The organism is Vibrio rubrogenes, from assembly GCF_059641415.1.
Map to the genome: position 1 here is coordinate 58,041 of NZ_JCARSY010000011.1, position 23,195 is coordinate 81,235.

At 45.7% G+C, this 23,195-nt stretch carries 21 protein-coding genes; 13 read left to right on the forward strand and 8 right to left on the reverse strand.

Annotation, left to right across the window (positions count from 1 at the left end):
• Positions 1-14: 14 nt before the first annotated feature.
• From pgsA to AC55NX_RS10185, 4 genes are all read right to left on the reverse strand, one after another.
• Positions 15-572: a CDP-diacylglycerol--glycerol-3-phosphate 3-phosphatidyltransferase gene (pgsA, locus tag AC55NX_RS10170; RefSeq protein WP_496995626.1), complete on the reverse strand. Its 558-nt coding sequence runs from the start codon at positions 570-572 to the stop codon at positions 15-17.
• A 45-nt stretch (positions 573-617) separates the two neighbouring features.
• Entirely contained in the window at positions 618-2,450 is a 1,833-nt protein-coding gene (gene uvrC / locus AC55NX_RS10175; protein WP_496995627.1) for an excinuclease ABC subunit UvrC, read from the reverse strand.
• Entirely contained in the window at positions 2,450-3,094 is a 645-nt protein-coding gene (gene uvrY, locus AC55NX_RS10180; protein ID WP_059122692.1) for a UvrY/SirA/GacA family response regulator transcription factor, read from the reverse strand. The genes uvrC and uvrY overlap by 1 nt, the downstream gene beginning before the upstream one ends.
• A gap of 409 nt (positions 3,095-3,503) precedes the next feature.
• Positions 3,504-3,800 (reverse strand): hypothetical protein, encoded by a 297-nt coding sequence (locus tag AC55NX_RS10185; RefSeq protein WP_496995628.1) that lies wholly within the window; start codon positions 3,798-3,800, stop codon positions 3,504-3,506.
• 150 nt (positions 3,801-3,950) lie between these two features.
• On the opposite strand from AC55NX_RS10185, the gene AC55NX_RS10190 reads away from it, so the two are divergent.
• Positions 3,951-6,362: a DNA polymerase II gene (locus AC55NX_RS10190; RefSeq protein ID WP_496995629.1), complete on the forward strand. Its 2,412-nt coding sequence runs from the start codon at positions 3,951-3,953 to the stop codon at positions 6,360-6,362.
• Between the two features lie 25 nt (positions 6,363-6,387).
• Here the strand turns inward: AC55NX_RS10190 and AC55NX_RS10195 are convergent, their stop codons facing one another.
• A complete protein-coding gene (locus AC55NX_RS10195) occupies positions 6,388-7,158 on the reverse strand; it encodes a nucleotidyltransferase domain-containing protein (RefSeq protein ID WP_496995630.1) in 771 nt (256 codons plus the stop codon).
• Between the two features lie 282 nt (positions 7,159-7,440).
• Here AC55NX_RS10195 and efpL point away from each other — a divergent pair, with 282 nt between their 5' ends.
• The 3 genes from efpL to AC55NX_RS10210 all read left to right on the forward strand — a co-directional run bounded on the left by efpL (position 7,441) and on the right by AC55NX_RS10210 (position 9,502).
• A complete protein-coding gene (efpL, locus tag AC55NX_RS10200) occupies positions 7,441-8,007 on the forward strand; it encodes an elongation factor P-like protein EfpL (RefSeq protein WP_496995631.1) in 567 nt (188 codons plus the stop codon).
• Between the two features lie 5 nt (positions 8,008-8,012).
• The gene (locus AC55NX_RS10205) at positions 8,013-8,333 is read left to right on the forward strand and encodes an HI1450 family dsDNA-mimic protein (protein ID WP_496995632.1); all 321 of its coding nucleotides are present in this window, start codon (positions 8,013-8,015) and stop codon (positions 8,331-8,333) included.
• A 440-nt stretch (positions 8,334-8,773) separates the two neighbouring features.
• Entirely contained in the window at positions 8,774-9,502 is a 729-nt protein-coding gene (locus tag AC55NX_RS10210) for a DUF3581 domain-containing protein (RefSeq protein ID WP_496995633.1), read from the forward strand.
• Positions 9,503-9,596: 94 nt separating this feature from the next.
• Here AC55NX_RS10210 and AC55NX_RS10215 read toward each other — a convergent pair whose 3' ends face one another.
• Positions 9,597-10,061 (reverse strand): methyltransferase family protein, encoded by a 465-nt coding sequence (locus tag AC55NX_RS10215; protein ID WP_496995634.1) that lies wholly within the window; start codon positions 10,059-10,061, stop codon positions 9,597-9,599.
• Between the two features lie 88 nt (positions 10,062-10,149).
• Positions 10,150-13,197: a D-2-hydroxyglutarate dehydrogenase YdiJ gene (gene ydiJ / locus AC55NX_RS10220; protein ID WP_496995635.1), complete on the reverse strand. Its 3,048-nt coding sequence runs from the start codon at positions 13,195-13,197 to the stop codon at positions 10,150-10,152.
• Between the two features lie 182 nt (positions 13,198-13,379).
• Here ydiJ and AC55NX_RS10225 point away from each other — a divergent pair, with 182 nt between their 5' ends.
• The 5 genes from AC55NX_RS10225 (at position 13,380) to AC55NX_RS10245 (ending at position 18,409) form a co-directional block, all read left to right on the forward strand.
• A complete protein-coding gene (locus tag AC55NX_RS10225; protein WP_496995636.1) occupies positions 13,380-14,093 on the forward strand; it encodes a DUF3334 family protein in 714 nt (237 codons plus the stop codon).
• 238 nt (positions 14,094-14,331) lie between these two features.
• Complete coding sequence (locus AC55NX_RS10230; protein ID WP_038178358.1) at positions 14,332-15,015, forward strand: DUF2786 domain-containing protein; 684 nt, start codon at positions 14,332-14,334, stop codon at positions 15,013-15,015.
• A gap of 198 nt (positions 15,016-15,213) precedes the next feature.
• Entirely contained in the window at positions 15,214-16,293 is a 1,080-nt protein-coding gene (locus tag AC55NX_RS10235) for a tetratricopeptide repeat protein (RefSeq protein ID WP_496995637.1), read from the forward strand.
• 296 nt (positions 16,294-16,589) lie between these two features.
• Positions 16,590-17,000, forward strand: coding sequence for a hypothetical protein (locus tag AC55NX_RS10240; RefSeq protein WP_496995638.1), 411 nt, complete (start codon positions 16,590-16,592; stop codon positions 16,998-17,000).
• Positions 17,001-17,299: 299 nt separating this feature from the next.
• Positions 17,300-18,409 (forward strand): phosphoribosylaminoimidazolesuccinocarboxamide synthase, encoded by a 1,110-nt coding sequence (locus tag AC55NX_RS10245; protein ID WP_496995639.1) that lies wholly within the window; start codon positions 17,300-17,302, stop codon positions 18,407-18,409.
• Positions 18,410-18,535: 126 nt separating this feature from the next.
• Here the strand turns inward: AC55NX_RS10245 and AC55NX_RS10250 are convergent, their stop codons facing one another.
• A complete protein-coding gene (locus tag AC55NX_RS10250; protein ID WP_496995640.1) occupies positions 18,536-18,913 on the reverse strand; it encodes a transporter in 378 nt (125 codons plus the stop codon).
• Positions 18,914-19,284: 371 nt separating this feature from the next.
• On the opposite strand from AC55NX_RS10250, the gene AC55NX_RS10255 reads away from it, so the two are divergent.
• The 4 genes from AC55NX_RS10255 (at position 19,285) to AC55NX_RS10270 (ending at position 23,144) form a co-directional block, all read left to right on the forward strand.
• The gene (locus tag AC55NX_RS10255; protein WP_077335663.1) at positions 19,285-20,973 is read left to right on the forward strand and encodes an NAD-dependent malic enzyme; all 1,689 of its coding nucleotides are present in this window, start codon (positions 19,285-19,287) and stop codon (positions 20,971-20,973) included.
• 75 nt (positions 20,974-21,048) lie between these two features.
• Positions 21,049-21,372, forward strand: coding sequence for a DUF3392 domain-containing protein (locus AC55NX_RS10260; protein ID WP_059120643.1), 324 nt, complete (start codon positions 21,049-21,051; stop codon positions 21,370-21,372).
• A 95-nt stretch (positions 21,373-21,467) separates the two neighbouring features.
• Positions 21,468-22,163 carry a SanA/YdcF family protein gene (locus AC55NX_RS10265; RefSeq protein WP_496995641.1) on the forward strand — a complete coding sequence of 232 codons (696 nt, stop codon included), beginning with the start codon at positions 21,468-21,470 and terminating at the stop codon, positions 22,161-22,163.
• Between the two features lie 153 nt (positions 22,164-22,316).
• The gene (locus AC55NX_RS10270; protein WP_496995642.1) at positions 22,317-23,144 is read left to right on the forward strand and encodes a DUF2797 domain-containing protein; all 828 of its coding nucleotides are present in this window, start codon (positions 22,317-22,319) and stop codon (positions 23,142-23,144) included.
• The last annotated feature ends 51 nt before the right edge of the window (positions 23,145-23,195 follow it).

Here is a 23,195-nt window from a genome sequence, read left to right on the forward strand (position 1 = left end):
AGAATGATGCACTATCAATGATTTTCTTCGCTCAGAAGATCATCTTTAGCTGCGATCAAATACTGCCACATCGACCAGTAAGTCAAAATTGTTGCGACATAAATTGAGATATATCCTAACCAAATCATCCAGTCATCATAACGCCAAATCAATGCGAGCAACGCAAACATCTGTGTCATTGTTTTCACTTTACCAATCCAAGAAACGGCGACACTTGCCCGCTTACCGATCTCTGCCATCCACTCCCGCAACGCAGAAATAATGATTTCTCTGGCAATCATGGTCACAGCAGGAATGGTAATCCAGATGCTATGGAAGTATTCCGTAATCAAAATCAGTGCCGTCGCCACTAAAACTTTATCTGCAACTGGGTCGATAAATGCACCGAAACGAGAGGTTTGTTTTAATTTTCTCGCGATCATCCCATCAAGCCAGTCGGTGATCCCTGCCACCCAGAACACCACGGCCGCAGCAAAAGAAGACCAGCTATAGGGTAAATAAAAAGCGATCACGAATACCGGAATGAGGAAAAGTCGAATCAGGGACAATATATTGGGGATATTTAAACGCATATGCTTCGCTCTTATTGTTTGCGCTGTTATGTTGCTGTATTTTCGCTATTGTTTCAATGCTTGATGAATATTTTCTGCCAAAGATCGACTGATACCCGGAACTTTGGCGATTTCTTCAACACTGGCTCGTTTCAGTTCTTGTAGCCCGCCCATAAACTGCAACAGTGCCTGACGCCGTTTCGGACCAATCCCTTCAATACCTTCAAGCGCACTCGTTCGCCGACTTTTCCCGCGTTTGTTACGGTGGCCGCTAATTGCATGATTATGACTTTCATCACGGATATGTTGAATCAAATGCAATGCGGGTGCATCGCTCGCCAGATGAAATTCATCACCATCGACCGTCAACAAAGTTTCCAGTCCCGGTTTACGGGTAACCCCTTTGGCAATCCCCATCAATAAAGGCCGCTTTGGCCAATCATCCCAATAACGCGAAACAATCTGATGTGCACGAGATAACTGACCTTTCCCCCCATCAATAAAGATAATATCCGGAATTTTATCTACATCGATCTGCTTTGAATAACGTCGTTCGAGAACCTGCCCCATTGCAGCGTAATCATCTCCACCGGTAATGCCGGTAATATTATAACGACGATATTCCTGTTTGACCGGACCTTCCTGATTGAATACCACACATGACGCGATGGTACTTTCCCCCATCGTGTGGGAGATATCAAAACATTCCATCCGTTGGATCTGCTCCATCTCTAATTCTTCCTGAAGCGCTTTGACCCGTTGTAAGATAGTCATGCGATGATTCTGACGGGTAGTGATTGCGGTCTGCGCATTGGTATTCGCCAACTTCAGGTATCGCCCGCGCACCCCTGACGGCTCGGTAAAGAACTGCACTTTTCGCCCGGCCATCTCGGTCAACAGCACTTGGAAAACTTGAACATCCTCCAGCAATCCCCGATTCACAATCACTTTAGTCGGCAGTGTCCGCGACTCGTTATGAGAGAGATAATACTGCTTGAGGAAACTTTCAAACACCTCTTCGTGCGTGGTATTGCCGGGAATTTTAGGGAAAAAACTCCGGCTGCCGAGAATTTTACCCTGCCGGATCATCAATACATGAATACAGGCCAAGCCATTTTCCTGGGAAAATCCCAGCACATCAATATCATCAAGGCTATCGGCTGAGACGAACTGCTGTTCCTGAATGCGACGAATCGCCTGAATCTGATCGCGGTATTTCGCAGCGTCCTCAAAACGTAACGCCTCACTGGCGGAAGTCATTCTCTCCACCAGCATTGAAACAACCTGTTGATCTTTACCGCGTAAAAATAGCCGTAGATCGCCCACCAGCTCCTGATACGATTCTTCTGAAATCAAATCCGGCACACACGGACCGGCACAACGACCAATCTGATACATCAGGCAAGGACGTGTCCGATGGCTGTAGACGGAGTCTTCACATTGTCGAACGGGGAATATTCTCTGAATTAAATGCAGGGTTTCACGAACGGCACCGGCATCAGGATAAGGACCGAAATACTCTCCCTTTTTCTTTTTTGCGCCACGGTATACCGACACTCTCGGATGCCTGTGAGCACTGACAAAAATATAGGGATAAGACTTATCATCACGCAATAACACATTGTATTTAGGCATGTATTGCTTGATGTAATTATGCTCCAGAATGAGCGCTTCGGTTTCGGTATGCGTTATCGTCACATCAATTTTGGCAATATGACTGACTAAGGCTTTGGTCTTTTCGTTATCCAGCGTCTTACGAAAGTAGCTGGATAAACGTTTTTTGAGATCTTTTGCTTTACCAACATAAATCACCTCAGCCTCGGCATTATACATTCGATAAACACCGGGCTGATTGGTAACGGTTGCTAAAAAAGAAGAGGGGTCAAATGCTTGGGTCACTACAACGTCTCAGTATCCAGCATTCCGTGTCGTATCGCTAAATGGGTTAACTCGACATCACCGTTGATATCCAGCTTGGCAAACAGGCGATAGCGATAACTGTTAACGGTTTTCGGACTCAAATTCAGCTGTTCTGAAATATCAGTGACTTTTTGCCCTTTGGTGATCATCATCATGATCTGTAATTCACGTTCCGATAAATCGGCAAACGGATTTTCAGACGCAGGTGAAAACTGACTCAGTGCCATTTGCTGTGCAATTTCAGGAGAGATATAGCGTTGCCCGCTATGGACAACCCGAATCGCGTTCACCATCTCATCCGGCCCGGCACCTTTGGACAAATACCCAGCCGCACCAGCCTGCATCACTTTGGTCGGAAATGGATTTTCCGTATGTACTGTCAGTACGATGATACGAATATCCGGATTATAACGCAGTATCTTTTTCGTTGCTTCAAGGCCACCGATTCCCGGCATATTCATATCCATTAAAACAACATCAACATGGTTATTACGGCACCATTTTACCGCTTGTTCACCGCTATCAGCTTCCCCTGCTACGCTCATGCCACGGACGTCTTCAATAATACGTCGAATCCCTGTGCGAACCAGCTCATGATCATCTACAAGGAATACGCTAATCAAACTTGCATCTCCACAATCAATTGGCTCAACACCCAATTGGTTCAACATCATCGGGCAGACACAGTTGTGCCTAACCCAAAACCTTCACTATTCCCTGACTATGAGCCCAAACAATCGCTTTGGCAAGCACTTCTTTGTCTCTCAGCGCGTTAATCTAAGCAACCTCAAAATCTTGTTTCTGCACCAACCTCTCCGTCGCCAGAAACAAGCACAAACTACTTTATAATAAGTAGCTTACATCATGATACGTGCACTGGATAAAACATCGCCAGATCAAACATCACCATGAATGGGCATTCAAAAAAAACGCCTTGAACAGGTCACTTTATCAGCTCCCCTTCCTGGCGCATCAATCCAATTTACAAATTTTCAGGGAATATAATCTTTATTCGACTAATACAACATCTGACTACAGATCTCGCATCAATGCCTCATAGACTTCATTTGCTTCTTCAATCAAATGATTAAGCTCTTTGGCATCGTTATCAGACAACATCACCTGCCAAGGTGAAGATGAATGATGATTCCCAGTCAGTTTTGTCTTTTTACCCGTTTTTTCAAAATGGATATCATCAAATGCGGAATGATAACACGCTTGACATGAGTTTAACTCAATGTCGATATGCCCGACAGGATTAACCTTCACATGGGCGTGATCTCTGTTTCCGCGATGAACCAATAAGTAATCTCTGTGTATTGTGATCATACGATCCTCCAGACATGCTGATATCAGACATCCTTATATAGTGTAGGATATGCACTAAATTTTACCGATAAAACTATAATGAAGATTGATCTGCATTCGATTAATTGATGAAATCATTACGACTATAAATAACAAAATGAGTAACCAAGCTTGACGCTCCGGAAAGGTTTTCTTTTAACCCGCCATGCGCGGGATATAAACGGCACGACACAGATAGAACTTTGGGCGGCAACGCCTGAAGGACCAACTCAAATTTTAATCCACCACGAGAAACCGGTCTGTTTTATCCCGACTACGAAATCAAAATATATGGCCCAGAAGCTGACTCAGACGGGCATAACCGCCGAATTAAAACCGCTGCCACTCAAAAGTTTTGAGCATGAACCGTTGACCGCTTGTTATACCAGTACATTACAAGAAGCAGCCCATATCCATGAACTCTGTCGTCGGGAAGAAATTGAAGTACTTGAAAGTGACATCAAACTGGCTGAACGCTATTTGATGGAACGCTTTATTCGGGGAAGCTTTGAATTCACCGGTCAAATAACCAAGCAGGGTCATGTCAGCATCGTTCAGGACGCAAAGTGTCGTCGGGGCGATTTTTTACCCACGCTCAATGTTGTTTCTCTGGATCTCGAATGCTCGGAAAAAGGACATTTGTACTCAATTGGGCTCGATAGTGAAATGGACTCCCGGGTAATCATGATCGGTGATCCACAAACAGATGAACGCCCACCGGAGGAACGTTGCTCTCCCACTGATCAGACCGGTGACATCCCGGTGATCCAATGGGTTGAAAATGAACGCGCACTTTTGTTGGCCATGGTCAATTGGTTTCAAACCTATGACCCGGACATTATTATCGGTTGGAACGTCATTGATTTCGATTTCCGTCTATTGCATCGTCGGGCAGAAAAACACCATCTGAAACTGATGCTGGGGCGCAACCGCCAAAGTAGTTATTTCCGAACATCGAGCCAATCTCAACAAGGGTTTGTCACCATTCCCGGCCGTGTGGTTCTCGATGGCATCGATACGTTAAAAACGGCGACCTATCAGTTCCCTTCCTGGTCGCTGGAATCAGTATCGCAGACCCTACTCAATGAGGGGAAAGCCATTCATCAAGTGCATGACCGGATGGAAGAAATCAACACCATGTTTCGCCATGATAAAGTCCGTCTGGCGGTTTACAACCTCAAAGACTGTCAGTTAGTGAATCGAATTTTTGCCAAAACCCACCTCCTCGACTTTGTTATTCAACGCTCCCGTCTCACTGGTATCGAGCTGGATCGAATCGGTGGTTCAGTGGCTTCTTTTACTAATCTTTATTTACCGCAGCTTCATCGGGCAGGCTATGTAGCCCCCAACCTGAGTGCAGCGCACTGGCAAGCCAGTCCCGGCGGTTATGTGATGGACTCGCTCCCCAATCTCTATGACTCGGTACTCGTGCTCGATTTTAAAAGCCTTTATCCTTCTATCATCCGCTCTTTCTTGATTGATCCATTGGGGCTGATCGAAGGACTCAAACTCGACGTAGGTCCTGAAGCACATCAGGCCGTGCCCGGATTTCGTGGCGGTCAATTTCACCGCACCCGACATTTTCTGCCACAGATGATCGAGACCCTTTGGGCAGCCAGAGACGAAGCGAAGAAGAACCAAGAAAAAGCGTTCTCTCAAGCCATTAAGATCATCATGAATTCATTCTACGGTGTACTCGGCTCTGCGGGTTGTCGTTTTTTCGATACTCGACTGGCGTCCAGTATTACAATGCGCGGCCATGAAATTATGAAGCAGACAAAAACACTGATTGAAGCGCAAGGTTATCAGGTGATTTATGGCGACACGGATTCAACATTCGTATCGTTAGGTAGAGTGTATCATCAGCATGATGCCGACCACATTGGTCAGCAACTCGTTACTTCTGTGAACCAGTGGTGGAAAACGCATTTATGGGACAACTATCGTCTGAATAGCTTTCTCGAAATCGAATATGAGACCCATTACACCAAATTTTTGATGCCAACGATCCGCGGTGCGGATACCGGCTCGAAAAAACGCTATGCGGGATTGATTCAAACCGACAACGGAGAACAGCTCATTTTTAAAGGGCTGGAGAGTGCGAGAACCGACTGGACTGAACTCGCCAAACGTTTTCAGCAACAACTTTATCTGCGGGTTTTCCACGGTGAAAATCCCTGTGATTACATTCGTGAACTCGTTGCTGAAACCCTTGACGGCCAATACGATCAGGAACTGATCTATCGCAAACGACTACGTCGCAAACTTCATGAATACCAGAAAAATATCCCGCCGCAAGTTCGTGCGGCTCGGATGGCGGATGACATCAATCAACAACGGGGAAGACCGCTGCAATATCAAAATAAAGGTGTGATCGAATATGTCATTACTTTAAATGGCCCGGAACCGGTCGCCTATCAGTCCAGTAAACTGGATTACCAGCACTATATCGATAAACAACTCAAACCCGTAGCTGATGCCATCCTACCGTTTATCGGCTATCGGTTTGATGAATTGACCCGGCCGCAATTAGGGCTGTTCTAAACAACGATTGCCCCTTGGCTAGCTATCAACCAATCCGGAATTCGGTTTTCTGATACTGTTTGACCAGCCATTGTCCGTAGTCGTCCAACAGGCCGATGACTGAACGTTTCGGGATAACGCGCTGCGTCTTCAGTAATATCCCCAGTCGTTCAATATCGGTTTGCCGCTCAGGATGATAATGAAGAAACTGCTCTCCGCAAGCAACAGGATCGTCAATCCACTGTTTGTCGCGATACATCACCAGAGAATAGCTCGCACGGAGTAATTTCTTAGCAATACTCTGCTGTGCCTTCACCTGTTCATCCGGGGCATTTGATTTTGCGATTTTATCCCGGTAATAACTGACCCAATCCGCCACATCCATATTCCAGAATTTGGCAATTTCCCAGCTCGGCTCATAATGGCCAAAACATTCCGCTAAATCCGGGCCATAGACACAGACAGAACAGTGACGGAGCAGAAATCCCCATGAGAAAAGACTGTCGAGCGAGGCGACCTCTTCAACCAGCGCTGTTTCAATCGACACATCGGTGACAAACGGATAGTCCTTTTTGAAACGCCAGCGCAATGTATTGAAAATTGTGGTTTTTTGATCGTCAAAATGGCGATGCGTCACGACGATGACATCGATATTTGAACGCCCGGGGCAAGCAGTTTTTCGAGCAACACTGCCGTAAACATAGACACTGTGCAGATTATCTTTCAGGCCAGCCTTTAAGTAAGCAATAAGAGAACTGACAACGGGCTGATACTGCGACTGAAAAGGAATGTTCGGATTAATCACTGGTAATTGCATAACCGGAATATGTCATCATAAAAACTCAAAAATACGGCTGAAAAGCTTCGCTATCATACACGAATCAGTACTCTAAAAGATATTGTTGTAAAAGATATTATCAAAGATAGAGTCCCCGATTGGTTGATTGCCCTTCCCCTCACCTATCCGGCCAATCATCACGAATGTCTGAAGGTCGCGGAGAGACATGTTTCTCCCAAAAGAAGAGAACAAGAGGTGATTAACGCACTTGAGTCAGTATATAATCGGCTTTTCTCAAATCAATCCATGTAAGGAAAAGCAATGCCGAAGACAAGTGAAATTAAAAAAGGCTTTGTCGTCGATACCAATGGCAAGATGCTGTTGGTGAAAGATATTGAAATTACAACACCCGGTGGCCGTGGTGGCGCAAAAATCTATAAGTTCCGCTGCACCGATTTAACCACTGGTACTCGGGTCGATGAACGTTTTAAATCCGATGATGTCCTTGAAACGGTTGATATGACCAAACGCCCAATCAGTTTCTCGTATATCGATGGTGATGAATATATCTTCATGGATACAGAAGATTTTACCCAATACACTTTTAAACACGATGATATCGCTGACGAACTACTCTTCATCAACGAAGAGACTCAAGGGCTGTATGTTGTGCTCGTCAATCAGCAAGTCGTTGCTTTGGATCTACCGGCATCGGTTGAACTGGTGATTGAAGAGACAGACCCGTCGATTAAAGGCGCTTCAGCATCCGCAAGAACCAAACCAGCCCGTTTCGCAACCGGCTTAGTTGTTCAAGTGCCGGAATATATCGCAACGGGCGATCGGGTTGTCGTCAACACAACCGAACGTAAATTCATGAACCGAGCATAACGCGAATGAATCAACTCATTTCTTACGATGAAGCCATTGATACAGCCTATGATATATTTCTCGAAATGGCACCGGATAATCTCGAACCAGCCGATATTATTCTGTTCACAGCACAATTTGATGAACGCGGTGCTGCCGAGTTGGTCGATGTCAAAGATGACTGGAGCGACCAGGTTGGATTCGATGTCGATAAAGAAACCTACGCTGAAGTCAATATCGGCCTCGTCAATGAAGAAAATGACACTTTAGATGATGTTTTCGCCCGCATGTTGATTAGCCGGGATCCGGAACAGAAGTTTTGTCATATATTCTGGAAAAGAGACTAAGCGACGTCTGCGAAACAAAACACCAAACCACGGCTCCCGGAACGGGAACCGTGGTTTATTTGCGCTCAGAATCATTCCATTTTTATTACATGATTTGTTTTATTACACGATTTGTTTTATTACAAAATTTGTATTGTACGATGCCTGCTGGTGTCCGCCACATGGCACTTATTTCTCCCCGCGTGGAACTTTGATATTTTCTTGACACGATACATTATGCAATTGGTGATTTATCAAAAAACTTATTGCAATCATGCATAATTTGGGAATTGATAACCAAATTAATGAAATTGACAAAATATTGACACTCATGGTCTGACAAACTACACTAACCGCGGATGTATTCTCGTGGCCTATTAATTAATTTTGATCTGGATAGACCATTTTTTTGCTAAAAATCGTATATAATTCCTGTCAGTTTTGACTGCTTACTATTAAATATGTTCCTAAATTCTTATTTCTCAAGCAATAACCATCAGTTTCAATTTACACGCCAGCAAGCAAGTCACTTTGCTAAAAAAGTTGCCGGTGATTTCAATCCTATTCACGACGAGGATAACAAACGCTTTTGTGTGCCCGGTGATTTACTTTTTGCGGTGCTGTTGAAAAAAGAAGGGATTAGCCAGAACATGAGATTTAAATTTTCTGGTATGGTCGGAGATAAAACACCGTTGCATATTGAAAATATGGAAGGCAAAGAAAGTGCCGTTGTTGATGAGAACGGCAAAGAGTACCTTCATATGAACCGCGACGGAGAAGTGAGCCACAATGACGCATTTATAGAACATTTCGTCACCAGTTATGCTCGTTTTTCCGGGATGAACTTTCCCCACCTGCTTGTCCCTTTGATGAAAAATAAAAACGTGATGATTAACTGTGATCGTCCGTTGGTTATGTATGAAAGTATGGAAGTGGAGTTCACTCACCTTGATCTGACGCATCCGACAGTCGAACTCAGTCATACCACATTCGATGTTGATGGAAAACGCGGTCTCGTCACGCTGTATTTTAATTTCATCAATCACGATCAAATCGTCGGACAAGGGACCAAACGCCTGGTCGTCAGCGGATTACGCCCATACGATGACGGTGCGATTGACAATCTGGTCGCTCGGTTTCATGAACTCAAAGATGCATTTCAAGCGCGTATTGCAGGCCAAGCCGCCTAAATAGTCAGCCAGTCGAAACGCTTGATCACGACACAAAAAAACCGCTGTATATCACAGCGGTTTTTGTTTTTCTGATAACGAGATTCAGCACATATCATAGCCAGCGTCGAACGCGGCGCTGATATGCTTGATAAGGTTCCCCAAACCGGGCATCTAATATCCGCTCTTCAGGCATAATTTGAAAATAAGTCATATACGCCACAAATCCGATGATCCCAATTAGCCCGGTGATGTTTCCCAGCCAATAGACATCCGCGATCAGAATGAGCACTAATCCCAGATACATCGGATTACGGGAAAAACGGAAGACGCCGTGTGTGACCACCGTTGCAGCTAACTCAGGGCGCACCGGATTGACGGTTGTTCTGGCCCGATAAAACGTGAATAGCGCCGATAACCCCAGCCAGCCAGACAACAATAAGCACCCGATGACCACGCCCCAACGAAACGGCAATTCAACCGTCGCACCGGGTAACCCCCAGTGCCCCAAATGAATCAATATCAGTGCAATCACAAAGACAAGCACCGGTGGGACTTTCAATGCTAAACGATGATTCACGATTCACCTCAACACAGTTCTCAACCCACTTTCGCCACGGCCCCAGCAGTGATCATCAGATAGCAGCTGAGGCAGTGCAAGGCAGCGGTTACTGAAGATGCACCAACAGCGCCTGTAGCGGGTGTTTAGGTTTGATCTGCTCAAACCGCTTCACCTGACTCCGACAGGAATAACCAGTGGCCAGACAACGCTCTGCCGGCAACTGCTCAAAGTTCGGTTTCCAACTCAAACCATAGATATCTTTCGACATCTCGAATTTGTCCGCTTCATGACCGAAAGTCCCGGCCATCCCACAGCAGCCAACAGCAACCGGCTCAAGTTTGGCACCAAAATGACTGAAAATCATCGTCCACTCTTTCTCACTATTCGGCAACTTGGTTTTTTCAGTACAGTGCGAAAACAGGTACCAAGGAGACTCGACAGCAGACTGAGACGACTCGATATGGAATTCAGATAAGCGTGGTGCCATCCATTCATGAACACTCAAGACCTGAAATGCGCCACGTTGCTCACCCAAAATTTCCTGATACTCATCGCGATAACACAACACCGTGGCGGGATCGACACCAACCATCGGAATCCCCAGTTCAGCCACCTCCCGGAGAAACGCAGCCGTTGAGCTGGCCGTTGCCGTAAACTGTTTGAGGAATCCCTTCACATGCTGTGCTTTACCATTCGGCTTGAATGGCAGCAGCACCGGATGTTTGCCTAACCGAATCACTAAATCAATAAAATCATCGACCACATCTGCATCATAATAGCTGGTAAACGGGTCTTGAACGATAATGACATAGTCCTGACGCAGTGACTCAGGAATCTGAGCCAGCCCTTCAGAATGGTAAGGCACCAATGCTTTATGACGAACCCGTTTGGCAAGTGTCGGCACCGTCAGCAAAGGCGCGTCAATGTAACCCACCGTCGAACGGGTAAGGTGTTGCATCCAACTCTGGGACAGAACGCCATTTACCATCGTCGGGACCTTGGCCATCAGCGGCAACATGGTTTCAATATTGGCAACCAGATAATCTTTGACGGGTCGCGGATAACGAGTATGGTAAAGATTCAGGAAACGGGCCCGGAAACTCGGAACATCCACTTTAATCGGGCATTGGCTGGCGCAGGCTTTACACGCCAGACATCCATTCATCGCTTCATAAACTTCATGAGAAAAATCACTCTCTTGCTCTTTCCGCCAGGCATGACGAATCCGATCAATCAGCGTTTTAACCGATAACGTCGAGTTCAAGGTTTGTTTTTCCAAATCAAGAATATCAACACCCTGTTCTGTTAACTGACGCAGCCATTCGCGAACCAATCCTGCCCGACCTTTCGGAGAATGGCGTCGATCCGCTGTCACTTTCATTGAAGGGCACATCGGAGAGCTGGTTTCATAATTAAAGCAGAGACCATTACCGTTACATTCCATCGCCTGTTTGAAACTGTCACGAACCTGAATATCGATTTGGCGGTCAAAATAACCCCGTTTGACATCCGAGACTTTCACCAGTTGATGATCACTATCCAGCGGTGTACAGATTTTCCCCGGGTTCATTTGATTATGCGGGTCAAAAGCAGCCTTCACCCGCCGAAGCTCCTGAAACAGTTCTTCACCGAAGAATTCCGGGCCATATTCGGAACGATAGCCTTTCCCGTGCTCTCCCCACATCAAACCGCCATATTTGGCGACCAGTTTAACCACTTCATCCGAGATACGATGCATCATCGCTTCTTGTTGCGGATCGCACATATCCAATGCAGGACGCACATGCAATACCCCCGCATCTACATGACCAAACATCCCGTAAGCCAGTGACTTAGAATCGAGCAAGGTGCGAAATTCCGCGATAAAATCAGCCAGATTTTCTGGTGGCACACAGGTATCTTCCGTAAATGCGACGGGTTTGGCCCGGCCTTTCGCTGCCCCGAGTAATCCCACCGCCTTCTTTCTCATATTATAAATACGATTGATACTGGCCAAGTCCTGACAAACCTGATAGCCAATAATGCCAGCCTCTTCGTTTTCCAGCATCTGATCCAGTTTATCAGTCAACGCCTGAACCTGAGACTCGATTTCAGCCAGATCCTGCCCTGCGTATTCAACGATATTGATGCCCTGCATCTCTTTGCCGGGAACGTCAGACAATAAATCGTTGACGCTGTGCCAGACAATATCCTGCTTTGCCAGATTCAACACTGTCGAATCGACCGTTTCGACAGATAAGGCCTGGGCTTTAACCATGAATGGCGCATTTCTGAGAGCTGACTCAAAGCTGTTATATTTGACATTGACCAGCATCCGCACCTTGGGAATCGGTGTTAAATTCAGCTTGGCTTCAGTAATAAATGCCAACGACCCTTCAGCACCACACAAAACGCGCGTGAAATTAAACGTGTCATTGGTTTCATCGAGTGCATTTTTCAGATCATAACCGGTCAAAAACCGATTCAAGGGCGGGAATTTGTCCAGAATCTGAGCCCGCTTTTCCCGACAAACAGATTCGGTGACGGCCAGAGCTTTGGCAGCATAGGTCTGTTGCTCCGGCAATCCAGCCGACAGATCCGTTTCCAGTATCGAACCATCGGCAAATACCGCCTGTAACGACAGTACATGATCCGAGGTCTTACCATATTTCAACGACCCTTGTCCGGAGGCATCGGTGTTTATCATACCACCGAGCGTCGCCCGGTTACTGGTGGAAAGATCGGGAGAGAAGAAATAACCATAAGGTCTGACGGCGTCATTGAGTTGATCTTTGATCACTCCGGCCTGCACACGAACCCACCCTTCTTCCGGATTGATTTCCAGAATGTTGTTCATATGACGGGATAAATCGACGACAATTCCTTTCGTCAACGATTGACCATTGGTTCCCGTTCCACCGCCCCGCGCTGAAAAGGTCACTGTTTTATAAACCGATTTCGCACTCATTTTCCCAATCAGTACAACATCTTCTGTTGTTTTTGGATGAATGACTGCTTGCGGTAACTGCTGATAAACACTATTGTCTGTAGACACCGCAAGACGACTTGAATAGTGCGTTTCGATATCACCGGAAAATTCGTGAGATTCAAGCTCTTGTAAAAATTGGAATATGACGGGATCGATATCGGATTGATGGTGAAGTCTTGGTAACATTTGCTTCCTATCCGTGCAACGCTGACTTCAATGCAGCGATGGGTTAATACTTTTTGTTCTTGATCTTTGAGTTGGGTCACTTTACAACATTTAATGAGGCGATTAAAACAGAATCTCGGTTCAAGAATAGGAAAAGGCATGATGTGATGCCTTGTTGTTGAAATATTTTGATGGACAATCATATGAAAAAAAGTCAAGTAGTCACCACAGAAGATATTCTGCTGATGTTGTGCCAGTCTGTTTCTAAGGTGCTTACGACAGCAACCGCTTCGCAGATCCATTATTCTGCTATGGTTCAGAAAATTAACAAAACGGCACTCAAACCTGATTTTGGTTGTTTTGTGCTTTTTGATGGCGGGTTTACCGGATTGGTTGTCATTAACTTCAATGCCAAAGCAGCACTGGAGATTTACAGTAATTACATGCGTAATATGGGGATGCCGGAAGAAGAGTTGGCCGTACTACATACATCGGACGAAGTCGGTGATGTATTAGGCGAACTGATGAATCAGCTCGTTGGTGATTTCACCAATAAAGTTCGCAAAGAGCTACAGACCAACATTACCCAAAACCAGCCGAAAATGCTGTCATTGAACAAACAAGTTTTGCTTTCTGTTGATACCAATCTCGATCGTCCTCAAGCGCGCCGGGTTACCTTCTCTACTGAAAAAAACAACATTTTCTATCTTGAGCTTGCAATGGATAAAACCGAATTCATTCAGTTAGAAGAATTTGAAGTTTCCGAAGATGAAAACCCAGACGATATTCTGGAATCCACATGGCAACAATCCGCACAAGCTTCATCCACTCAATCCTCTAGCAATCATCAGAAAAATCAAAACGATGATTCCTCAGAGTCCAACGCAGCTGACTTACTCGATCAACTCGGTTTATAAGCACCACCCATTGATTTTATCCGGATAAAAGTCACTTTATCCGGATCCGTTCGACTTCATCGTCTCCTCAACGGTTGCTCATCATGCTGGCATTAACGGTACGCCGGTCACACCGCTACTCGCCGTCATCCCCCGTCAGTTGCGACTGACGACTCTCTTTTCATTCTTTCCATTTTCGGTCAGAAAAGTTAGAATGACGGACTTTGCTGTACATCTCAACTCCCTATATTTCAGGTCAATGAATAAAGAAAAAGCCCTTAAAAAAATCGCTAAATGCTTGGAACTTGGTAATTCCGCTAATGTGAATGAGGCGGCAAGTGCCATCAAAATGGCGCATAGCCTGATGTTAAAATATGGTCTGCACAAAGATGATATTGAATTCATCAAAATGGGAAAAACCCAGTCTTCTCACCTGCTACCAACCCAAATCAGCAGCCACCTGCTCCGAATTATCCGGGGTATCAACACCAAGTTTGGCGTAGAAGCCGTATTACTCAATCATAAAGGTTTGAAAAGAGCCGAGTTTATCGGTGAAGCGGATCGCGCTATTTTTGCTGCTTTTGCCTTTGATGTCATTTATCGTGAAATGAACGAGCAAACCGGTCAGTTTCGCAATAGTTTTGCTGGCAGTGGCACCTCGACACAAGAAGTGTCACGCCGGGTCAACTCTTTTGTATCCGGTTGGATCGAAGGCGCTCTGGAAAAATTACCGGATATCACCCCCGATCAAGATTCAGCAGATAAAATCAACAGCTATATTGATCGTGAATTCCAGAATATTGACCGGGAAACGTTTAAGAAACAACTGAAAGAAGCAATGAAAAATTTAACCGAAGATTACGAAACCGGATTGAAAAAGGGACGTAAAATTTCTGTCAACAGACCGATTGATGGTGCACAGGCACCAAAATTATTGAAATAATTCATCCGAATTATTGTCTACAATGTGATAGATAATTTTGATTCATGATATAGGAATAACGATCAGAGAGTATCTCAGTGAAACGAACTATCATCATGCTTTCTCTGCTCTCGCTACTGGCCGGGTGCGAAGCAACTCAAAGACAGAATGCAACAACGGGTGAAAACGAAACCAATTCAACAGGGATCGGGAGTGCGATTGAGATTATTACTGATATGTTTGCTGCTGGTTCTTGCATCTGCTCATGCAGCCGACATCAATACCCTACGTCAACAAGCCATATTGCGTGATAGAAACGCACAGTACCAACTTGCCTTGCATTATCAACAGGGAGATGGGGTAAAAGCCGACCCCAAGCAGTCTTTTTACTGGATGGAACAAGCCGCAGAAAACGGCCATACGCAGGCACAACTACAGGTCGCAAATGCTTATCTCAATGGCAGCAACGGTGTCACACCGGATAAGACACAAGCGATCTATTGGCTGACCCGACTAGCAACGCAGGGGGACACTGCGGCACAGTTCAAACTGGGTCAACTCTATGAACAAGTCGCAGACCTGTCGGGTGAAACGCAAGCATTGGTTTGGTATCGGATTGCAGGCCAGTCCAACCCAATCGCAGAGCAACGCTATAGCCAGTTACTCGAACAACAGTTCAATCACCGCAGAATGAAAGAGATTTCACAGAGAAAAGCCTTCGAAGATGCGCAAGCAGTCGATCCTGCATCCTCTCCGGTGCCCGGAAGTCCCGCTTTCAAGAACGCACAAGATGCGACTCAATTTACTCTGCCGCAGATCATATCCAGCGTGATCGCGGCAATATTGATGCTGGTAGTGGCGTTGCTGGGGGTTGTTTCTGTTCGACTCAAAAAACAGCTCAGAATAGCGGAAGCAACTCACCCCGTGGTTCAGACACAACCGTCAGAGTCGTTGCCGATTCAGTCCGGCACCAACACGCAACAACAAAAAATCAAACAGCAGGAACAAACCATTCGTAAACAGAAACAACAGATGACCATGCTGTTTCAAGAACTTAAGCGTTTACAACAAACTCAGCTCAAACAACAACCGGCTCATCCACAGAACCTCGACTTAGCCTGTGCCTTATTCGGTTTCTCAGCCACAGAAATACCGGATATCAAACAAATCAAACTACGTTATAAACAGCTGAGCAAAATTTATCACCCTGACATGAAAGGTAGTGATGAAGAGATGAAACGGTTGAATCAAGCATTAAAATCACTATTAGCCCATCAGCAAAGCAGCTCGGCACAATAGAGCTCCAAACCATACAGAGCCCAGTCATAGTATCCGTCATACTGCTTATCGCGACAATATCGCAACTCGCCGCTATGTATCTGTTTCACGATCACTAACTCGCTCAATTTAAAACGGCTGACAGACGGCTGTGTTGTACCTGTGTATTCCCACACCAGTTCGCACTCACGGCAAGAAAATATTCAGTAATGAGATCTTGATAACAGAAAAGTACAAATTTACGCCAATTCCTGCTTGATCAGTCATTCAATATAAAATACTGTATATACGAACAGCATGTATAAGGAAACAGTATTATGCGTTTGTTGAATGATTTCATGAACTCATCCGGAGCCCTCCACTATGCCGGTCGTCATACACCTGAAGGTGCGACCCGATACTGTGCCATGGAAAGCTCGCTTTATGATCGTTTGGCACAACTCTCTCGACTGCCACAGTGGATTCTGGTCACATCTGAATCCTACCGGCCGGATCTGCGCTCACTTGATTCACACAAGATTCCGGGTCATCAAGTCGTACAACTGAGGCCCTCACGGACAATGGATGAATATCATGTGATCCGTAAAGCCATTCTATCAGGCAATGCCTGCGCTATTGTGGCTTCACAACAACTCACTGAACAAGCGCAAACACAACTCATACAATTAGGTAAACAATACCATTGTGAGGTTTTCTTCGTGGCGGATCCGAGCCACTGCTACCACTAGCCGACGCGACTAACGAGCCGCGACGAATAAAATAAATAGCAAGACTCATTCGACAACAAGTAACACAACATAAGCAATCCCCTTTTCTTCCCCTCGAATCTACGCGAGGGGATTTTTTTAATCCGTGACTGGTTAAAAAATACCACCCCAAAGCAAACGTTTGCTTTTTCTCTGGCAGTGAAAAATAGTTCTGGTATGATGCGCTCAGAAATCGGATATCCCGTGATGTTTGTCACTCTGTGTCTGGTCAACGGGTATCTGTCAGTTGAACCGATTACTTTTTAGATAGGAATGTCTGAATGAGCCTCGCCGATCAAATTCTCGCCGTCAATGACGACCTCCCCATTCGCACCAGCAAACCCGTTCATAGTGGAAAAGTGCGTTCCGTTTACTGGTTAACCGAAGAAGACAGCCGTCGCCTGATTGAACAAAAAGGCTACAACGTTGCAGCAGATGCCCCGCTGGCAATTATGGTGATTAGTGACCGTATCTCTGCTTTTGACTGTATCTGGCATGCTGAAGGTGGTGTTGCCGGGGTTCCGGGAAAAGGGGCTGCACTCAACGCGATTTCCAACCACTGGTTCAAACTGTTTCGCCAACACGGCCTGGCAGACAGCCATATTCTTGATATCCCCCACCCGTTTGTCTGGATTGTTCAGAAAGCCACACCCATTAAAATTGAAGCAATCTGCCGTAACTACATCACAGGCTCAATGTGGCGAGCGTACGACAAAGGTGAGCGAGAATTTTGCGGAATCCAGCTTCCCGAAGGGTTAGAAAAAGATAAGCAACTGCCTGAACTCCTGCTTACACCATCAACCAAAGGGATTCTCAAAGGAATTCCCGGTGTACCGGAGGCCGATGACGTCAACATTAGCCGCCAAGATATTGAAGCAAACTACGCAGCGTTTAACTTCCGTCGTCCGGCAGATATCGGTTTATATGAAAAGTTACTCAAAGAAGGCTTTGATGTGATCAGTCAGGCGCTCGCTGATATTGACCAGATTTTCGTCGATACCAAGTTTGAATTTGGTTATGTCACCGATGCTCAGGGACAAGATAAACTCATTTATATGGATGAAGTCGGTACACCGGATTCATCCCGAATCTGGGATGGTCAGCAATATGCATCTGGTCATATCGTTGAAAATTCAAAAGAAGGCTTCCGTCAATTTTTGCTGAACTACTTCCCAGACCCGGATATTCTGCTGAACAAAGCGCGAATGCCTGAACGGGAGGCTCTCGCCAGAGACAATGCCTTACCATTGCAAGCACTACTGGATGTTTCCGAAACTTATACAAGTATTGCCGAAAAGATTACGGGTCATCCCATCCATCTGAGTGACAATCCAAAACAAGAAATTGTTGAGATACTTGACCGAGAGTATGGTCTTATTCAGCATGCATAATGCTTCGATAACCAAACCTTCGATAGCAGAACCGATGATTGCATCAACCGGCTGATCGATATCATCATCCGCTCATCGCGATACTGACGATGAGCGGGTTCAAATAACTGATAGTCTCACTTCAATTTACCACTCAATCAACAGTTCATCCGCCTCAACTACCTGAGTCGCATGACACCCCAGCGTTTCAATCTCACGAAGCTGTTGTGCATCCAAAGCATAAGGCATCATCACTTGTAACGCATTTATCCCTTCCGCCCTTGCCAACTTTGACAAAATCATCAGATTTTCTTGATCACTACGCCCCAATGACAGATTTTGGAGTGCTTTCTTCCACAAACGTTCATCCGGGGCTAGTTCCTGACAAGTCATTTGTGACGCGTCATCATGTGCAACGTGCTCTGTATGAAAAAAGGCTTCAAAGATCGTCCAATGTTTATGACATGCAACATCCAGAAATGCGGTGTAATCAAATACACCCAGAACTCGGCTCGGTTGAATCATTTCGTCCCCCCACGAAAGTGACAGCACCATAGACACACTATGATCTGCCAATCCGTTTATAGCAATAGAATATAAAAAAACGATATTTTATGACCGAAAACATATATACAATTGCTCTATCAGATGCATATAAATAACAACTATTGAACAAATATTTAGCCTGTTGATATGAATAATTCATATTTTGTTTAACAAATAAACTTGTGTTTATTTACCAAAAAACAAAGATTGATAAACCAGCTTCAAAAAATCCGACGATTAACCTGCGAGAATGAGGGAAACGTCAAATTGCCTCTATTTACAACCGACTGGAGTATCCGTAAAATTTGCTCCGGTTCCCCCTTCATCATCCTACAAAATATAGGCATACAATGAACAACGACAAACGCCCTTTATATATTTCCCATGCGGGCTCTATGCTTCTCAGTACACCACTGCTCAACAAAGGTGCAGCTTTTACCGCAGAAGAAAGAAGCTCATTTAACCTTGCCGGCCTGCTCCCCGAAGCGACAGAAACCATTCAGGAACAAGTCGTCCGTGCGTATCAGCAATATTGTAATTTCGATAATGATATGGATAAGCATATTTATCTTCGTAATATACAAGATACCAATGAGACACTCTTTTACCGGCTGGTTCAAAATCACATTACTGAGATGATGCCAATCATCTACACACCGACCGTCGGTGCTGCATGTGAAAACTTTTCTAATATTTATCGCCGTGGTCGTGGACTATTTATTTCATATCCGAACCGCAATCAAATTGATGACATCCTGAATAATGCTTCCAACCATCACGTCAAAGTTATCGTGGTAACCGATGGTGAACGTATTCTTGGTCTGGGTGACCAAGGCATCGGCGGAATGGGGATTCCAATCGGAAAACTGGCCCTGTATACCGCCTGTGGTGGTATCAGCCCCGCTTATACGCTTCCGATTGTGTTGGATGTCGGCACCAATAACCCGCAACGTTTGGCTGACCCCATGTATATGGGTTGGCGTCATCCGCGTATTACCGGTGCAGAATACGATGCATTTGTTGAAGAGTTTATCCAAGCCGTACAACGCCGCTGGCCGGATGCTCTGGTTCAGTTTGAAGACTTCGCCCAGAAAAATGCCATGCCACTGCTTGAGCGTTACAAAGACCGGATTTGCTGTTTTAACGATGATATTCAGGGGACGGCCGCAATTACCGTCGGTTCTTTACTGGCTGCATGTAAAGCTGCGGGCAGCAAACTTTCAGAACAGCGAATCACCTTCTTAGGTGCCGGGTCCGCGGGATGCGGGATTGCCGAAGCAATTATTGCTCAGATGGTTTCAGAAGGTATTTCCGATCAGCAAGCGCGCTCACAGGTCTATATGGTTGACCGTTGGGGATTACTCCAAGAAGGTATGCCAAACCTGCTGGATTTCCAACAACGTCTGGTTCAGAAAAAATCCAATACCCAAGATTGGGAAGCAGAAGGAACAGGGTTCTCACTGCACGATGTGGTTCGCGAAGCCAAGCCAACCGTGTTGATCGGTGTATCCGGTGCTCCGGGACTCTTCAGCGAAGAAATCATCCGCGAAATGCACCAACACTGTCCGCGTCCGATTATCTTCCCGTTATCTAACCCGACAAGCCGGGTGGAAGCTTTGCCAAGCGATTTGATCGCATGGACAAACGGCGAAGCGCTGGTTGCAACCGGTAGCCCGTTTGAACCGGTCATGTTAGGCGACAAGCTCTATCCGATTGCTCAGTGTAACAATAGTTATATTTTCCCCGGCATCGGGCTGGGTGTACTGGCAGCCAATGCAAAACGTGTCACCAAGGAAATGCTGATGGAATCAAGCCGGGCATTGGCTGAATGTTCCCCACTGGCCATCAATGGTCACGGTTCACTGCTGCCACCTTTGGAAGCAATTCACTCTGTTTCGAAGAAAATTGCAATGGCAGTCGCGAAAAAAGCCATTGAACAAGGCGTGGCTGATGCAATTACACCGGAAGCACTGGAACAAGCGATCGAGCGTAATTTCTGGCAACCTGTTTATCGTCGCTATAAGCGCGTCGCGTTCTAAAAACAGTCAGACAAATCAATATGATAAGCTAAGCCTCTATAACAGAGGCTTTTTATTTGCAAGGACATTCATACCATGTTGCATTTTTTCAACCCCGCGGGACAGTATCTCGCACCTTATCTGGAAGAAATCTCTATCGCACTGATTGCTTGCCTGCTAGTGATGCTGGGTGGTGAAATTAATGCGTTGTTACGCCGAATGTTGCGTAATCAGCACTTTGTCATTCGCACATTTACCTTTATATTACTCAATGCATTTGGTTATGGATTTATCATCGTCAAACTAAGCCCTGACTTAGCTCGGACACTTGCCCACTTAGAACGAGGCACCATGTTTGTCGTTGTCATTGTCAGTTTTGTCGGCATCGGGCTTTGGGCCCAAAAAAACCGACAAATATAATTTAGGTAAAAGGTATAGTTATCCACTCTCGTCTCAGTAAGTATTGCGCCGATAGCGGTTGCATAAGCAGAATATGCCGTTTGGGCTGGCAGATCATGAAAGGTCTGCTCATCATGCTGCTTGTGTTGGCAGTCTCTCTGTTCGTCATTGATCGCTGGATCAGTTGGAAAACACAGGACCAGATACTCACCAATACCGATCACATTGAGCACTATCAAGTGGCAGTCGTGTTAGGAACCAGTAAGTATCTGGGACGCATACTCAATGCGTATTACACCCATCGTATTGAAGCTGCGATTCAGCTCTACCGTTCACGCAAAGTGACTCATTTTCTGCTCAGTGGCGATAATGCGCACCGTTCTTACAATGAGCCATGGACCATGAAACGCGATTTGATGAAAGCAGGTATACCGGAGCAAGATATCGCTCTGGACTATGCCGGATTCAGGACGCTCGATTCAATTGTCCGGGCAAAAAAAATCTTTGATACCAACCATTTTCTGATTATTACTCAGCGCTTTCATTGTGAACGAGCGCTGTTTATCGCGAACTACCACGAGATTGATGCGGCTTGCTTCGCTGTTCCCGGCCCGGCCCACGGTACAGATTTCAAAATAAGAATCCGTGAAATTTTTGCCCGGGCCAGAGCGATCCTCGATCTGTTCATCATCGATGCCAAACCTAAGTTCCTCGGACCTAAAGAACCGATTTTCTCTGATGAAACACCGGCAGAAATATCTGAGAACGACACTCATCCAACCGAGACAAAAAATCCTCACGCCGCTGAGTAAACTCGCTAGAGGAGACTCAATTCTGTTAATATCACGGGATGATGTCGGTATATCAGCAACACGGGTCACATTGCGCTATTCAAACAAGCCTTGACCCGTTTTGCTATAACCCGCTTCATTGATATCAATTTCAACTATAAAAAGAGCAATGTCATGTCTTCAGTCATCAAGGGAACTCTCAGTAAATTACGTGCGACCCTCAACCCACACACCGAGTATTTTCTCCCTGTCGGAGCAACGGAAATCGCCTTGAATCCACTGATCGGCCATCCGCTATCCCTCACCTATACCGGCAATATTTATTGTTGCCATTGCGGTAAGCGTACCAAAAAAAGTTACGCGCAGGGACACTGCTATGTCTGTATGCAGAAGTTAGCCAGTTGCGATATGTGTATTATGAAGCCGGAAACCTGCCACTATGAGCAAGGAACCTGCCGGGAGCCGGAATGGGCACAGTCACATTGCATGACAGATCATTATGTCTATCTCTCCAACACATCCGGCCTCAAAGTCGGTATTACCCGCCACTCCCAGATTCCAACCCGCTGGATCGATCAAGGGGCGACGCAAGGATTACCGATTTTCAAAGTGAAGAATCGTTATATTTCCGGCTTAATCGAAGTCGAATTGGCGCAGCATATTGCCGACAAAACCAACTGGCGCACCTTATTAAAAGAAGATCAAGATCCACTCGCGCTTCATGAACAGGCAGAAAAACTTCGTCCGTTGGTTGAGAAAACAGTTGAGAATATCCGCCAGACATATGGGGAAGACGCCGTCACTGCGGTCAATCCTGATATCACGGATATTCAGTTTCCGGTACAACAGCACCCGACCAAAATCGTGTCACACAATTTTGATAAAAACCCCGGGGTGTCAGGTCTCTTACAAGGAATCAAAGGACAGTATCTGATCCTCGATACCGGGGTCATCAATATTCGGAAATTCACCTCTTATGAAGTTGAATTTCAACCGCTTTAATTCACGCGCAATCAATATTTGATGTGGTCGTGATGATGTGTGAGAACAGTG

What these genes read in the sequence shown, in the direction of transcription:
- pgsA (WP_496995626.1), bottom strand. Translation starts at nt 572, where the DNA reads ATGCGTTTAAATATCCCCAATATATTGTCCCTGATTCGACTTTTCCTC.
- AC55NX_RS10185 (WP_496995628.1), bottom strand. Translation starts at nt 3,800, where the DNA reads ATGATCACAATACACAGAGATTACTTATTGGTTCATCGCGGAAACAGA.
- AC55NX_RS10195 (WP_496995630.1), bottom strand. Translation starts at nt 7,158, where the DNA reads ATGCAATTACCAGTGATTAATCCGAACATTCCTTTTCAGTCGCAGTAT.
- efpL (WP_496995631.1), top strand. Translation starts at nt 7,441, where the DNA reads ATGCCGAAGACAAGTGAAATTAAAAAAGGCTTTGTCGTCGATACCAAT.
- AC55NX_RS10205 (WP_496995632.1), top strand. Translation starts at nt 8,013, where the DNA reads ATGAATCAACTCATTTCTTACGATGAAGCCATTGATACAGCCTATGAT.
- AC55NX_RS10210 (WP_496995633.1), top strand. Translation starts at nt 8,774, where the DNA reads ATGTTCCTAAATTCTTATTTCTCAAGCAATAACCATCAGTTTCAATTT.
- ydiJ (WP_496995635.1), bottom strand. Translation starts at nt 13,197, where the DNA reads ATGTTACCAAGACTTCACCATCAATCCGATATCGATCCCGTCATATTC.
- AC55NX_RS10225 (WP_496995636.1), top strand. Translation starts at nt 13,380, where the DNA reads ATGAAAAAAAGTCAAGTAGTCACCACAGAAGATATTCTGCTGATGTTG.
- AC55NX_RS10230 (WP_038178358.1), top strand. Translation starts at nt 14,332, where the DNA reads ATGAATAAAGAAAAAGCCCTTAAAAAAATCGCTAAATGCTTGGAACTT.
- AC55NX_RS10240 (WP_496995638.1), top strand. Translation starts at nt 16,590, where the DNA reads ATGCGTTTGTTGAATGATTTCATGAACTCATCCGGAGCCCTCCACTAT.
- AC55NX_RS10245 (WP_496995639.1), top strand. Translation starts at nt 17,300, where the DNA reads ATGAGCCTCGCCGATCAAATTCTCGCCGTCAATGACGACCTCCCCATT.
- AC55NX_RS10250 (WP_496995640.1), bottom strand. Translation starts at nt 18,913, where the DNA reads ATGATTCAACCGAGCCGAGTTCTGGGTGTATTTGATTACACCGCATTT.
- AC55NX_RS10255 (WP_077335663.1), top strand. Translation starts at nt 19,285, where the DNA reads ATGAACAACGACAAACGCCCTTTATATATTTCCCATGCGGGCTCTATG.
- AC55NX_RS10260 (WP_059120643.1), top strand. Translation starts at nt 21,049, where the DNA reads ATGTTGCATTTTTTCAACCCCGCGGGACAGTATCTCGCACCTTATCTG.
- AC55NX_RS10265 (WP_496995641.1), top strand. Translation starts at nt 21,468, where the DNA reads ATGAAAGGTCTGCTCATCATGCTGCTTGTGTTGGCAGTCTCTCTGTTC.
- AC55NX_RS10270 (WP_496995642.1), top strand. Translation starts at nt 22,317, where the DNA reads ATGTCTTCAGTCATCAAGGGAACTCTCAGTAAATTACGTGCGACCCTC.